Genomic DNA, 14,266 nt, shown 5'->3' with positions numbered 1-14,266 from the left:
TCAGCGTAATAGTTAAGCGCCCATTAGATAATACAAGTATAAAGAGATAGGAATGAGTATCATGAGAATTCAAAAACGTTTGCTTACAGTATCTTTAGGCGCTGTAATCAGTGGGCTTAGTCTAAGCTCTACAGTATTAGCCGCTACATATGCAGACTCTAAGTCACAATTAAGTAACGAAGGGTTCGGTACTCAGTTTAATGGCGCATCGCAAGCTTTTAATTCAAAGGTGCCAGCTGAAGCAACTACCCAAGAAGCAGTTACTGCTGCCAGTTTGCCCTCTAGTTCTGTCATTAAAGCTACTGGACAATATCAAGATATTGACGATAGTAGCAAGATGTTTGGTGCCCAACTATTTCGCGGGGCATTTTCAACAACTTCTGGATCAACTTTTAACGACAGTTATGCCATAAACCCAGGTGACAATATTCAAGTAAGAATGTGGGGTGCCTATCAATATGCCGCTACTATGACAGTTGACCCACAAGGCAATATATTCTTGCCAAATATTGGTCCACTTAGCGTGGCAGGTGTAAAAAATGGCGATTTACAAAATGTAGTACGTAATAAAGTCAGTCAAATTTATCGCTCTAATGTTGGTGTTTATGCGTCTTTAGAAGAAGCGCAACCTGTCAAGGTGTTTGTTACTGGCTTTGTTAATCAGCCTGGTTATTACGGGGGGCTAGCAGCTGACTCTATATTATCCTATCTTGATAGAGCGGGCGGAGTCGACCCAGCGCGCGGTAGCTATATTGACATCCAGATTATAAGAAATGGTCGCTTACAACAACAGGTTAACCTGTATGACTTTTTGCTTGCTGGTCAACTGCAACCCTTTGCTTTTAGAGATGGAGATGTGATTAGAGTATCGCCACAGAATAAAACATTTAGTATTAGTGGGGCAGTACGTAATGAATATACCTTTGAATTTGGCGCTTCAAACCTAACGGTTGGCGATGTTCTATTTTTGTCTAAGCCCGAAGCTGACGCCACAAATGTGAGTATTACTCGTAGTGCTGGGCGTGCCCAAACTGCGGAATACTATACTCTAGCCGATGCTCAAAACGTGCCTGTTTATAATGGTGATCAGTTGGTAGTTACTTCAGACAGATACGCTGGTACGATTGCGGTACAAGTTAAGGGTGCACATAAAGGTAATGGCGCGGTTGTCTTACCTAATGGTGCTCGTCTGAAGGATGTGGTTGCACAGCTACAGCCTAATGAATTGGCGAATTTGAGTCACTTGACCATCTATCGCGAGTCCGTAGCTGAGCAACAGAAAAAAATGATTAATGCGTCACTTGATCGATTAGAAGAGATGACATTAGCCTCTCAATCGAGTACACGTGAAGAAGCTGCTTTGCGACAAGATGATGCTAATCTTATTAAACAGTTTATTGCAAAAGCACGAAATATCGAAACTAATGGACAGATTGTCGTCGTACCGAACTCTTGGCAGGATGTTATATTGCAGCAAGGCGATATCATTGAAATTCCTGCAGATACCTCAGTTATTACAGTAAACGGTCAAGTGCGTGCTCAAGGGGCGTTAACTTTCAATCCAGACTTAACGGTAGGAGATTATATCGCTAAATCTGGTGGTTTCCACGATAATGCAGATACCCAAGAGATCTTAGTCGTACACCAAAATGGTGAGAACGAGATTGTGAATACAGCCTATCGTATAAAGCAAGGGGATGAGATTATGGTACTGCCTAAAGTCAAGACAAAACGTATTGAAATTACTCGCGGTATCAGCCAAATTGTTTATCAGCTTGCTATTGCTGCAAAAGTGATTCTAGACCTTTAAGTAGAGCACAATAGTGAGAAGGATAAATCCATTTGAACCGACATCGCAGCTGTCTAAATTCTAAACGGTTAGCATCAGTAGATGATACAGAAAAGGCTTATACTGCAGTGCTCGGTAATGGCATGCTGCGTAATAATATATTGTTGCCTGCCTTATTGAATAAACCGGTTAAGCGCTGGTATCCTTGGTACAGGGTAACCAAGCACAACAAATTTATACCCTGTAAAAGTGTCTTGACTGACACATATTTACCACAACTGCCTAGTGAGTTTGCAGGCTGGGGTAAAAAGAAAAGCTTTAGCCGAGCAAAAAAAATAGCAAACAAGTTAAATCGTCCTGTGTTAAGTGTGGAAGATGGCTTTTTACGCTCCATTACTTCGGGTATTAAAAGTCGTTACGGTTGTAGTATTGTCATAGATGATGTAGGGATATATTTTGATTCGTTTGAACCATCGAAGCTAGAACATGACATCGTAAGCCGACTTCTGGACTGGAATAAGGGGCATCAGGAGCGTGCTGAACGAGCGATAAATCAGATTATTGACTATCGTCTTTCAAAGTATAACTCAGTCCTAGAATGCCCTAACTTGTCAGATTTGTTAAAAGAGTCTTATCAAAGAAAATGCACTTTTAATCATGTTTTAGTGGTAGATCAAGTTAAAGGTGATGCCTCGATTAAAGGGGCAGGGGCGGGCAACTCACAGTTTCAAGCAATGCTTAATAGGGCGCTTAAAAACCATCCTAAGTCACATATCTGGATTAAGGCGCATCCAGCGAGTAAGTTGGGCTATTTAAACGACCCTAAAATTCTGAGAAAATTTAGCATATTTGATCAAAAACGTATTCATATTCTGCAATCTGCTGTGAACCCTATTAGCCTTATTAAACAAGTTGACCATGTCTACACGGTTAGCTCGCATATGGGCTTTGAAGCCTTACTGCTTAATAAAACGGTGCACTGTTTTGGAGTATCATGGTATTCAGGGTGGGGCTTGACTGATGATAAGTATGCCCCTAAAAAGCTGCTTAAAAGAGTCATAAAACGTCGTGAATGTCTGTTTAAATCAAGTGAGATTAAGCAAAGTAGCTCTGTAATAAGCAATAAACATGATAAAAAATCTAATCACAAATCTTCGATAGTAGAAGCAAGCGTATTACCAGTTTTTTACGCCGCTTACATTGACTATAGTCGTTATGCTGATCCTGCAAGTGGTCAGCCATGTCAATTAGAACAAGTGATTGAATGGCTAAGTACCAACCGTTATTGGTATCTAAGACTGCCTTCCAAAATGACTGTTTATCAATTTAGTCGCTGGAAAACCCCTTTTGTTACTCATTTTTTACACCTTATTAATAGTCGTGATAATGCAAGTATTCAGCTAAAGCCCAAGCCCAGATTTCCACTTTTTCAGCGAACCAATCGTATTAAAGTTGATCTTACTCATGATATTTTAGTTTGGGGATTAGCAACCAGGCAAAAAATAGAGCGCAACATTCAAAAATTACCCGAATCAACTGTAAATCTTCCAAATATTTGGTGCATGGAAGATGGATTTATCCGTTCAAATGGACTTGGAGCTACTTTATTAGAACCTTTATCCGTGGTTATAGATGATTTGGGTATTTACTATGATGCAACACAAATATCGGATCTAGAATGTCTAATTGCTACATGCCCCGAGTTAAATCAACTGCAGCTAGAACGAGTACGTACGTTACATGAAAAGTTATTGGTTGAGCGTGTCAGTAAATACCATGTCGGGCAATCTGCCAAAATAAAGATTCCTACAGAGGTACAAGGTAATGCCTCTTCAATTATTCTAGTTGTAGGACAGGTTGAAGATGATTTATCAGTGCAATACTGTGGTTCTTTAATAAGAACCAATAGTGAACTCATCGAACGTGTTCGTCGTGATAACCCTGAAGCCTATCTAATCTTCAAACCACATCCTGATGTTGAAGCAGGGCTTAGAGCAGGTATGGTAAGTAGCAAAACACTCGAGCTTGTTGATGATGTGGCTCGTGATGTTGCAATGCCAGATTGTCTAGATGTGGTTGATGAAGTGCATACCATAAGTTCGCTAACTGGGTTTGAAGCACTACTGCGCCACAAGAAAGTATCCTGTTATGGCTTGCCATTTTATGCAGGTTGGGGGCTCACTAACGATATGGATACCTCCTTACGACCAAAATTAGATTTTTTAAAACGGCGTCAACAAAAGCGCTATGAGTTCTTAGAAACTCAGGTTGACGGTTTACCCAGAGAGCAATTTGGTCTATCAATAGAGCAGCTTATTTATTGCACGCTAATCTGCTACCCCATGTATCGTTTACCGGGCGGTTATGGGTTGGCTCAAGTTGAGCAGGTCATTGATTACTTATACAGTAACGCTAAAGGCATACCTAATCCAACAGGCTATATAAAACCATTCGTTCAGCTAAACTCTGACAAAAAGGAAAGTCAAATAAATATAATTCGTCCTGATGCTTTTAGAGAAATAGTTACAGATCTGAATGCAGTTGCAATGGGTTATCAAAATACGATTAGACTGGCAAAAACAAAATTCATGAAAATACGCCATAATGTATTACAGAAGTTTTCTAAGAAATGAGTCCGTTTGGATCAAGCCTTTAGTTTCTTACCCTAGTTACGGCTATTATTCTTAATGTCTGAGTTAAGTGGTTTAGTATTTAATTTTTTGATTATTTTATTTACATTATATCTGTTAGGCTAGGTATTAGGTACGGATATGCAGACGACACTTCTTCAGCCGGTTGATAAATCAAAATATTTTATACTATGCCGCGGCCTGTAGGTTATGACGAAGCTTTGGGTAAACAAAACCTATTAAACTGCTAAAATAGCCAATCATTATTTTTTTGAGAAAACAAGTGACGAGTGTAGTCTAAGTATTTGCTGGATTAATCAGTTAAGTTGCCTTAGTGAGCAGACTGAAGTCACTGTTAAGGCTATTTTTTGAATTTATGTCCGCTTTATATTTATAGCCATTAGATATTCATATTTATAGCCATTAGGTATTCCATTATGACAGCATCAATGCAGCATTTATTGACACATAGACGTGTATTGTTACTGCAAGGAAAAATGGGCAGTTTTTTTAGTCGTTTTGCAGGTTTTTTGAAGACATTTAATATTCAGGTCAATAAGGTTAATTTTACCGCTGGTGATGATTTCTTTTATAAACATACCAATGCAACCGATTATACGGGTAATTTGAGTGAATTTTTACCTTGGCTGAAAGACTATCTAAATAGCAATCGAATTGATGCTGTGGTGTGCTTTGGGGATTGTCGACCCCACCATCAAATTGCCGCAAAATTATGTCAAAAGTTAGGTATCTCATTCTTTGTATTCGAAGAGGGTTATTTGAGACCAGACTATATTACCTTGCAAGAGTTTGGAATTAATGGATACTCGCGTTTAGATCTTCAAAATATTCAATCCCTTCCAAAAGCGAATGATAAACCCCAATATACCCATAATCGTTTCTATCGCTTAAGCTTTGCGGCTGTTATTTACTACGTTGTGACACGAATGTTACGGCATAAGTATCCAAATTATAAGCATTACCGAGGGATGACTGCTTGGCAAGAAGCGACGGCATGGCTTAGAGCCCCATGGCGTAAGTATAAAAGTTATTCCATTGACAAACGGCTGCAATATCAATTGGCTAATGAGTATGATGAACAATATTTTTTAGTCAGTTTGCAAGTTCATAATGATTCACAGATTACTCACCATAGTTCCTATGCCGATGTGATTCAATTTATTGAAGAGGTTATTGCAAGCTTCTCGGCACATGCTAATGTTGAGCATCGTTTGGTTTTTAAGCATCATCCTTTAGATAGAGGTCATCGTGACTATAAAATCTTGATTGCTCAATTGGCTGAAAATTTTGGTGTAGAGGGTCGAGTGTTTTATGGCTGTGATATGCATCTACCTACTTTGATCAAACATAGTATTGGGATGATAACCATTAATAGCACAACTGGTTTACAGTCTATTTATCATAAAAAACCCACCAAAGTCATGGGTAGGGCTATTTATAATATTCCGCAACTTGCCGATCCTAAGCCGCTTAATGAGTTTTGGCAGAGTCCTAGATGTCCTGATAATGAGTTCTATGGTAAATTTCGTGAATACCTTATTGAGCAGACTCAGCTTAATGGCTCTTTTTACGGGAGCTCGCCTTGGATGTCGAAATATCTGCCATCAGATGTTAGATAATTGTTTTTTGTCTCTATCGCTATGCATTTATATCTTCCACTTACAAGCTGGCAGAAAGCTGTTAGAATACTCGGTTATAATTATCGCTTTCTTAACGAACTCTATTTTAAAATAATGGGTTTTTAAAATAACGAGCTCAATAACTCTTAATAACGTAGGTAGCCGCAAGACGTGACTGCATTAGCAAATATTAGAAACTTTTCAATCATCGCCCACATTGATCATGGCAAATCAACCTTGGCTGATCGCTTTATTCAAATGTGTGGTGCCTTACAAGATCGTGAGATGCAGGCGCAGGTGCTCGACTCAATGGATATTGAACGTGAGCGTGGGATTACGATTAAAGCTCAGTCTGTAACGTTATATTATGATCATCCTAATGGAGAGCGCTACCAGCTAAATTTTATTGATACACCAGGCCATGTGGATTTCTCCTACGAGGTGTCACGTTCTCTTGCTGCTTGTGAAGGGGCGCTTCTGGTAGTAGATGCCGCACAAGGGGTTGAAGCACAGTCTGTCGCTAACTGCTATACCGCAGTCGACTTAGGTCTTGAAGTATTGCCTGTGCTAAATAAAATTGACTTACCACAGGTTGAGCCAGAGCGGGTTATTCAAGAAATTGAAGATATTATTGGTATAGAAGCCATGGATGCGCCTCGGGTTTCTGCTAAATCGGGTCTAGGTGTCGATGAACTATTAGTTGCCCTTGTAGAACAAATTCCCGCTCCCACGGGTGATAGGGAAGCACCATTGCAGGCATTGATTATCGACTCATGGTTTGATAACTATTTAGGCGTAGTTTCCTTGGTAAGAGTTCGCCAAGGCAGTCTAAGTATAGGCGATAAAATACTACTTAAATCAACCATGGACTCGCATCTAGTAACCTCTATTGGTGTGTTTACGCCCAAGCCATTGGAAACGGGTAAGCTTGAGGCAGGGGAAGTTGGGTTTATTATTGCGGGTATTAAAGATATTCATGGGGCGCCAGTAGGTGATACGATCACCCATGCTAAGACACCAGATGTCGACTTAATTCCTGGGTTTAAGCAAATTACACCTCAGGTGTATGCTGGTTTATTTCCAGTTGATTCGAGTGATTTTGAAAAGTTTCGAGAAGCACTGCAAAAATTACAGATTAATGATTCAGCCCTGTTCTTTGAGCCAGATACTTCTGATGCATTAGGTTTTGGTTTCCGTTGCGGCTTCTTGGGCATGTTACATATGGAGATCATCCAAGAACGCCTAGAGAGAGAGTACGATCTTGATTTGATTACTACTGCACCCTCTGTGATTTATGAAATTAAGCGTAAAAATGGTGAAGTGTCATTAGTTGATAACCCCTCTAAATTGCCTGACCCAGGGTTTGTTGAAGAGTTTCGTGAACCGATTGCGCGTTGTCATATTCTAGTACCACAAGATTATCTAGGAAACGTAATGACACTTTGCATGGAACGACGTGGAACACAGGTTGACATGCGTTTCTTAGGAAAGCAGGTGCAGCTTGTTTTCGATATTCCATTAGGCGAAGTGGTAATGGACTTCTTTGATCGTTTAAAATCAGTGTCGCGTGGCTTTGCCTCGTTAGATTATGAGTTTGATCGCTATGAAGTTGATAAACTTGTAAAAGTGGATGTCCTAATTAATGGCGATAAAGTAGATGCGTTGGCAATGATCTGCCATCAAGACCAAGCCCGATATCGTGGTGGGCAATTGGTTGAAAAAATGAAGGAGCTTATACCCCGTCAAATGTTTGATGTCGCTATTCAAGCGGCAATTGGTAGTCAGATTATTGCTCGAAGTACCGTTAAAGCGATGCGTAAAGATGTGCTTGCTAAATGTTATGGTGGCGATGTATCGCGTAAGAAAAAGCTATTATCTAAGCAAAAAGAAGGTAAGAAACGTATGAAGCAAGTAGGTAGCGTGGAAATACCTCAAGAAGCATTTTTAGCAGTTTTAAAAGTAGACAATCAGTAACTCTTTAATGTTTACCTCGCTCACTTGTGAAGGTATCTTTTTATACAAGATACCTTTTTTAATGTATATTGATTTGATGTATAGTCAGCGAACTACTAAACGGTTACGGCGTTAACCTCGTTAAGCCTACTCCAGTAGTACTTGCACTCGGTTGCCTTGTAACCATTTTAGACTTCTTTGACTATATATTTAGCGAATGATATGGGTTTAATCTGAGCTGAAAGTTGTGTTTTATTGAATCTCAAGTTATTCGACCTACATTAACGGATATCATATTTATGCACCTTATATTTACGCCTCTATAATCAATGGGTGTTGAATGACGTTAAGTTAGGGTATATTCAAACGTTAAATACTTCATTATTCTGCTAACCAGAATAAATAATAAATTGAATAACGTGCTATTTTAGATGACTAGGGCAGTTGTATGGATTTTGATTTTAATATAATTTTAGTACCAGTAACGTTATTACTTGGATTGGTATGGCTACTTGATAAATTATGGCTGAAACAATATAAGCGAGCTAAATCAGGTAGTTCTAAAGAAATACAGGCTGCTCAAGATTATTTAGCGACTAAAAAAATCGCTTATATTGAGTCACTGTCTCAGCACAATATGTTCGATATCTCAAGTAATGAGGATTTGGAGTCGATTGAGACGGATGAGGCGCCAATGCCTGTCAAACAGGCAGAACGTGAATATCGCGAAGCCAAACGTCAAGCTAATATAGTAACTACCGTACATCAGCCACAGTCTTCGCAAGCACACTTTTTAATTCGCTGGGCACATGACTATTTTCCAGTGCTAGCGGTAGTTTTAATTGTGCGATCGTTTATCATTGAACCATTTAATATTCCCTCATCATCTATGGTACCTGCTTTATATACAGGCGATTTTGTCGCTGTTAATAAGTACGCTTACGGCATTAGACTCCCATTGACGTATGATAAAGTAATTGACACTGGAAGCCCTGAACGTGGGGATGTGGCAGTGTTTCGATATCCAGTTGAGCCAAAAATTTATTACATTAAGCGTATTATTGGTCTGCCAGGTGACACGGTTAGCTATGAGAGCGGCAAATTGTCCATTAATGGACAGTTAGTGCCAACGGAGCGAGCAAATTTTGTTGCTGATGAGATGATGACAGAACATATGTATACCCCAGTTAAAGACCCTAACCCAAATAGGGAATGGCGGTTGTCGCCTGAGGATGCCGCTCTTACCGCCCGTAATGAGGAAAGTGGTGCTAGATATTATGAAGAGCAGTTGGGTGAACACACCTACCTACGCCGTCATTTGAACCCAAGCTTACGTATGAGTGACTACTCAATGCTATTTGATAAACAGCTGTCAGGCGAGGATAACTGGAGTGTGACTGTACCTGACGATGCTTATTTTGCCATGGGTGATAACACGGATCGTAGTAAAGACAGTCGCTATTGGGGCTTTGTCTCTGATGAATATCTAGCGGGTAAAGCATTTTACGTTTGGATGCATAAACAACCGGGACTTAAGAATTTGCCGACTTTTTCATACAATCGAAATATAGATTAAACTGTACAGATGTGGATGTAGCAACTATCTACCCTAAAAGCATAATATATATTTAAACTCTATAATGTCGTATTAATATCAGAATGTTCAACAGACCCTAATAGTAACCAGTCAATACCAATTTATTTTTGTCCCTGATATTCTTACCAATGATGCGAAACTTATGATTAGAGATGGCGGGTGTATTCGAGGTAATGGACTTATGCCTCAAGGTTATCTTTTCACTTGATAAACGCTTTGTTTCTATTATTTAGAGTGGTTTAAGCTTTTAATGGATTTTGGTGCATCTTAGGCGGTTATTATTTAAGGTTATTATTTAAGGTTATTATGTCTGGAAGGTTATCATGCCAAAAATGACAAGGTTGAGCCCGTTGTTACCCCATAGCGTTTCATATTCGCAACATGGCGCTAGTGTCACGGGTGTTATGTTTTTTATTTTAGTAATTGGTTTTTTTATAAAAATTGGCATTGCTATTATTCCCGCTCAAATAAGCGACCGTCACTTATCAAAGTTAATTGCCCATGAACTTAGTATTGCTAATGCCAATCAAGACTCGGCTCAACAATTTATGAGAAGCTTAGATCATCAGCTGTCTATCAATGCTTATTATGATATAAACCCTGAAGAAGTTATTGAATTTACGGATAATTCTCCAGGCAGGCTGAAGGTTTATAAAAAATATAATGTGGTTAATAACTTGTTTGGTAACATTGATATCGTGAATCGTTTTGAAGGTAATATAACAGCAGAAAATGCCGCCAAATAATACAATAAAGAGAGTAGAAGACATTAAACTAAAGAGGCAAAAAAAAGACGTGTATCCTCCTAAGCAGCGCTATACTAATTTTCAACAAGGGTTAAGCAGGTTACAAAGTAGTATTGGATATCAGTTTGTTGATACCAGTTTGGCTGAGCTTGCCTTAACGCACCGCTCTTATAATGGAAAAATCAACTATGAACGGTTGGAGTTTTTGGGCGATGCATTGTTGGGCATGATTATTGGCGAGGCACTATATTATCAATACCCTAACCAAGATGAAGGCCGACTGACAAGGATGCGTGCGACATTAGTTCGCCAAGAATCTTTGGTTGAGGTTGCGCAAAAACTTGGGCTATCATCCCATTTAATTTTAGGTATCGGAGAGCGCAAGGGTGGCGGTAGAGAACGTGCTTCAATACTTGCAGATACGGTAGAGTCTTTGATTGGAGCGATCTATTTAGACAGTCAGAATATCGATACGATAAAAGAATGTGTGCTTGATTGGTTCGATGAACTTATCAATAATGTGAATGACCAGCGTGTACTAAAAGATGCTAAAAGCCGACTACAAGAGTGGCTACAGGGTCATAAATTTGATTTACCCTCATACGACTTGCTCGAGACTCAGGGTAACGCACCCAATCAAATATTTGTCGTACGCTGTCAAGTAGAAGTTCCTCACAGCTGTGCAATTATAGAGTCAGGAGAGAGTCGCCGTATAGCTGAACAGAAAACGGCAGAAAAAATGATTAATCAACTCAACAAACTTGTTAGTGACAAAACTATTAAACTACTCTAATTGAAGTCAGGTTATAGAAATCAGGTTATAAAAGTAAAGCCATCATTAATCTCCATTATTTTTAAACAGATTCCTAGCGTTACGCGTTACTCAGATAGCCAGATTTTTTGACCAGTTTTTTTAATAGTCAGCCAAATAGCTAATGTACCGCCAAAATTTTAAAATACCAAAACTGGATAAATATAAATATGACAAACACCCCTAAAGACAACAATCAAAATAAACACAGCAATCAAAATAATGAGAATTTAGTGAATAGCTCGTTAAATGGTTCATTGAATAATTTGGTTGATGACTTCTTTGATGGCGCCGCAACAGTCTCGGATAATTATCATGCGGGATATGTTGCCATAGTGGGTCGTCCAAATGTGGGTAAATCCACTTTGATGAATCATATCTTAGGTCAAAAGTTATCGATTACGTCACGTAAGCCGCAAACAACACGTCATCGTATTCATGGTATATTATCAAATGATGATATGCAGGCTGTTTTTGTTGATACACCAGGCATTCACAGTAATGAAGTGCGTTTAATTAATGAACGTATGAATAGAGCAGCGATATCTGCTTTAGTAGATGTGGATTTGGTTTTGTTTGTTGTTGATAGTGATCAATGGCGAGATGATGACTTACTGACATTAGAAAAAATAGGCGAAACAAAAACGCCAGTGGTATTGGTTATAAATAAAGCAGATACCCTCGAAGATAAAGGGGCTATTCTGCCATTGATAGAACAGTATCATGACAACTTCAAATTTGCCGATATTGTGCCTGTCTCAGCGTTAAAGAGTCAGAACTTGGATACACTTAAATCAGTGATCTATTCTCACTTACCGCAAGGTGCCCCGATTTATGATACAGAACAAATAACAGACCGTAGTGAGCGCTTTTTAGCAAGTGAAATTATTCGCGAAAAAATTATGCGTCAGGTTGGTGATGAAGTTCCTTATGATTTAACGGTACAAATTGATGAGTTTAAAGATGAGCCTGCGCACAAAGATCCAAAAACTGGACGTAAGCGTAAGGCGGTAACCTTTATTGATGCCACTATTTATGTTGAGCGGGATGGCCAAAAAGCAATTATTATTGGCGAGAGAGGAAGCCGAATTAAACAAGTGGGCATTGAAGCTCGTGAAAATATGGAAGCTTTATTTGAGCGTAAAATCATGTTGAATCTATGGGTCAAAGTAAAACAGGGCTGGTCAGACGATGCAAGAGCTTTGAGTAGTCTTGGTTACTAGGGCGTCGCCTCATTGGCCAGTAAATTAATTTTATGGGTAAAAACGGATAGATTTTTGCTAACCTGTGTCTGATTTCTAGCTGATAGTTCACTATTATTTTAGATAGGCATGCGTGTTTAATAAAAATTTATCTCATTTTTACTCTTATAATCTAAATGAAGATACGCCCCAACTTATCAACTAATTTCATAAGCTGTGTAGGATAATAATGCGTAATGAAGCGCTGAATGCTTATAGTTTGCATCAACGTCCCTTTAAAGATAAACAAGCGATTTATTATTTGTTAACCCTTGAGCATGGAATTGTGCATGGTATTGCGAAAAAAGGCATTCCGCAATTTGTACCTTTGAATTTATTTGCAAATGGCAAAAAACCCCTTAAAACATTTCAACAAGTAAACATAGCCCATTCCTATGAGCGCTTACTGGGACAGCAACAATATGCAGCGTTATATATCAATGAAATTACGCTAAAGCTACTGCCAGTTGAAGATAGTGTTCCTTCAATCTATGCGCACTATAGTGAGGTAGTAACGCAGCTACAGCACAAGCTCGATAATAATAGCTTGAGATTGGCTTTGCGTTTTTATGAACATACACTTTTTAATGAGCTGGGCGTTGCAGTTGATTTAGACCAAGACAGTGGGCAGAACCCAATTGATCCAGATCTCGGGTATCGCTTTAGTGCAAATAGTGGGTGGATGCCAGTAAATGACGAAGATACATATCAGGATATGAGAACATCAAAAACGGTTAACAAAGCACGTAACTTTATGCAATTAGAGCCAATGACAGGTCATGATATTATTGAAATGCGCACAGGCATTCATTTACAAACTTTAAAAAACTGGTCAATTATTCATCGTGAAATCGTTGATCATTTATTCGAGTATCAGCCATTACAAAGTCGAATATTATGGCAACAGTACCATCGATATCAATAAATATTGATAATATATCAACCTAATCCAACTATAAGATTAAAACCACATAATTAGTGCATATTGTAGGCCATCTTTTTATGACTCAAATTACCAAAGATAATATAAGTAGACCTTTACTGGGAGTAAATATTGATCATATTGCTACTCTCCGTCAAGCACGAGGAGTCGCTTATCCAGATCCTGTAGAAGCGGCTATACTTTGTGAAAAGGCGGGCGCTGATGGTATCACCCTGCATTTGCGAGAAGACAGGCGTCATATTTTAGATGACGATGTTTATCGTATGAAACCAAGGTTGTCTACTCGAATGAATTTAGAGATGGCTGTAACAGATGAGATGTTGTCTATAGCCCGAGACGTAAAGCCAGAATGGGTATGCCTTGTGCCCGAAAAGCGTCAGGAAGTAACCACGGAAGGCGGATTAGATGTTGCCAGTCAGACTGATAGTTTAGCTATATTCATCGCATCATTAAAGGAAATGGATATTAATGTATCTTTATTTATAGACCCTGAACGCAAACAAATTGATGCGGCTATTTTAAGTGGTGCAGATGCCATTGAAATTCATACTGGTCAATATGCTCAAGCCACATTGCAGCAGGATTCTGATAGCATACAAAAAGAGCTTGATAGAATTAAACAGGCAACTCAATACACATTGGAGGCTAAAGAAGGTTTACTTGTGAATGCAGGTCATGGTTTAACACGAGACAATGTATATGCCATTGCCTGTATTGAAGGGATACATGAGCTAAATATTGGTCATGCATTGATTGCAGATAGTGTTTTTATGGGATTAGAAGCTGCTGTCAAAGCAATGAGAAAAGCAATGCAAGGTTATTAATACACGGTTATCTAGCTAGGTTGTATGTAGGTTGAGTGATTGAGGTTTAATTTATTATTAGGTATGTCGTAATTCCTTATAGCAAAACCTAA

The 14,266-nt window shown here is 38.9% G+C and carries 10 protein-coding genes and 1 pseudogene; all 11 read left to right on the top strand.

Going from position 1 to position 14,266, the window contains the following annotated elements; translation table 11 throughout:
- Window positions 1–52: 52 nt before the first annotated feature.
- Window positions 53–1,810 (top strand): polysaccharide biosynthesis/export family protein, encoded by a 1,758-nt coding sequence (locus AC2SLN_RS09240; protein ID WP_486548147.1) that lies wholly within the window; start codon window positions 53–55, stop codon window positions 1,808–1,810.
- A gap of 32 nt (window positions 1,811–1,842) precedes the next feature.
- The gene (locus AC2SLN_RS09235) at window positions 1,843–4,422 is read left to right on the top strand and encodes a capsule polysaccharide biogenesis protein (protein WP_486548148.1); all 2,580 of its coding nucleotides are present in this window, start codon (window positions 1,843–1,845) and stop codon (window positions 4,420–4,422) included.
- 434 nt (window positions 4,423–4,856) lie between these two features.
- Window positions 4,857–6,059 (top strand): capsule polysaccharide biogenesis protein, encoded by a 1,203-nt coding sequence (locus AC2SLN_RS09230; RefSeq protein ID WP_486548149.1) that lies wholly within the window; start codon window positions 4,857–4,859, stop codon window positions 6,057–6,059.
- A gap of 171 nt (window positions 6,060–6,230) precedes the next feature.
- Complete coding sequence (lepA, locus tag AC2SLN_RS09225) at window positions 6,231–8,033, top strand: translation elongation factor 4 (protein WP_486548150.1); 1,803 nt, start codon at window positions 6,231–6,233, stop codon at window positions 8,031–8,033.
- A gap of 427 nt (window positions 8,034–8,460) precedes the next feature.
- Window positions 8,461–8,580 (top strand): annotated as a pseudogene (locus AC2SLN_RS09220) (signal peptidase I); the annotation flags it as partial.
- A 180-nt stretch (window positions 8,581–8,760) separates the two neighbouring features.
- Window positions 8,761–9,588 carry a signal peptidase I gene (gene lepB / locus AC2SLN_RS09215; protein ID WP_486548323.1) on the top strand — a complete coding sequence of 276 codons (828 nt, stop codon included), beginning with the start codon at window positions 8,761–8,763 and terminating at the stop codon, window positions 9,586–9,588.
- Between the two features lie 344 nt (window positions 9,589–9,932).
- Entirely contained in the window at window positions 9,933–10,355 is a 423-nt protein-coding gene (locus AC2SLN_RS09210; RefSeq protein ID WP_486548151.1) for a DUF4845 domain-containing protein, read from the top strand.
- Window positions 10,342–11,148 (top strand): ribonuclease III, encoded by an 807-nt coding sequence (gene rnc, locus AC2SLN_RS09205; protein ID WP_486548152.1) that lies wholly within the window; start codon window positions 10,342–10,344, stop codon window positions 11,146–11,148. The genes AC2SLN_RS09210 and rnc overlap by 14 nt, the downstream gene beginning before the upstream one ends.
- A gap of 188 nt (window positions 11,149–11,336) precedes the next feature.
- Entirely contained in the window at window positions 11,337–12,389 is a 1,053-nt protein-coding gene (gene era / locus AC2SLN_RS09200; protein WP_486548153.1) for a GTPase Era, read from the top strand.
- Between the two features lie 208 nt (window positions 12,390–12,597).
- Window positions 12,598–13,332: a DNA repair protein RecO gene (gene recO / locus AC2SLN_RS09195; protein WP_486548154.1), complete on the top strand. Its 735-nt coding sequence runs from the start codon at window positions 12,598–12,600 to the stop codon at window positions 13,330–13,332.
- A gap of 77 nt (window positions 13,333–13,409) precedes the next feature.
- Window positions 13,410–14,174, top strand: a complete 765-nt coding sequence (pdxJ, locus tag AC2SLN_RS09190; RefSeq protein ID WP_486548155.1) for a pyridoxine 5'-phosphate synthase — start codon at window positions 13,410–13,412, stop codon at window positions 14,172–14,174.
- The last annotated feature ends 92 nt before the right edge of the window (window positions 14,175–14,266 follow it).

Source organism: Psychrobacter sp. CX90 (assembly GCF_057396305.2).
Note: the sequence above shows the minus strand (reverse complement) of the source record. Positions and strands in the feature narration are given on the sequence as shown.

Coding starts and splice junctions, on each gene's coding strand:
- AC2SLN_RS09240 (WP_486548147.1), top strand. CDS start 53: ATGAGTATCATGAGAATTCAAAAACGTTTGCTTACAGTATCTTTAGGC.
- AC2SLN_RS09230 (WP_486548149.1), top strand. CDS start 4,857: ATGACAGCATCAATGCAGCATTTATTGACACATAGACGTGTATTGTTA.
- AC2SLN_RS09210 (WP_486548151.1), top strand. CDS start 9,933: ATGCCAAAAATGACAAGGTTGAGCCCGTTGTTACCCCATAGCGTTTCA.
- rnc (WP_486548152.1), top strand. CDS start 10,342: ATGCCGCCAAATAATACAATAAAGAGAGTAGAAGACATTAAACTAAAG.
- era (WP_486548153.1), top strand. CDS start 11,337: ATGACAAACACCCCTAAAGACAACAATCAAAATAAACACAGCAATCAA.
- recO (WP_486548154.1), top strand. CDS start 12,598: ATGCGTAATGAAGCGCTGAATGCTTATAGTTTGCATCAACGTCCCTTT.
- pdxJ (WP_486548155.1), top strand. CDS start 13,410: ATGACTCAAATTACCAAAGATAATATAAGTAGACCTTTACTGGGAGTA.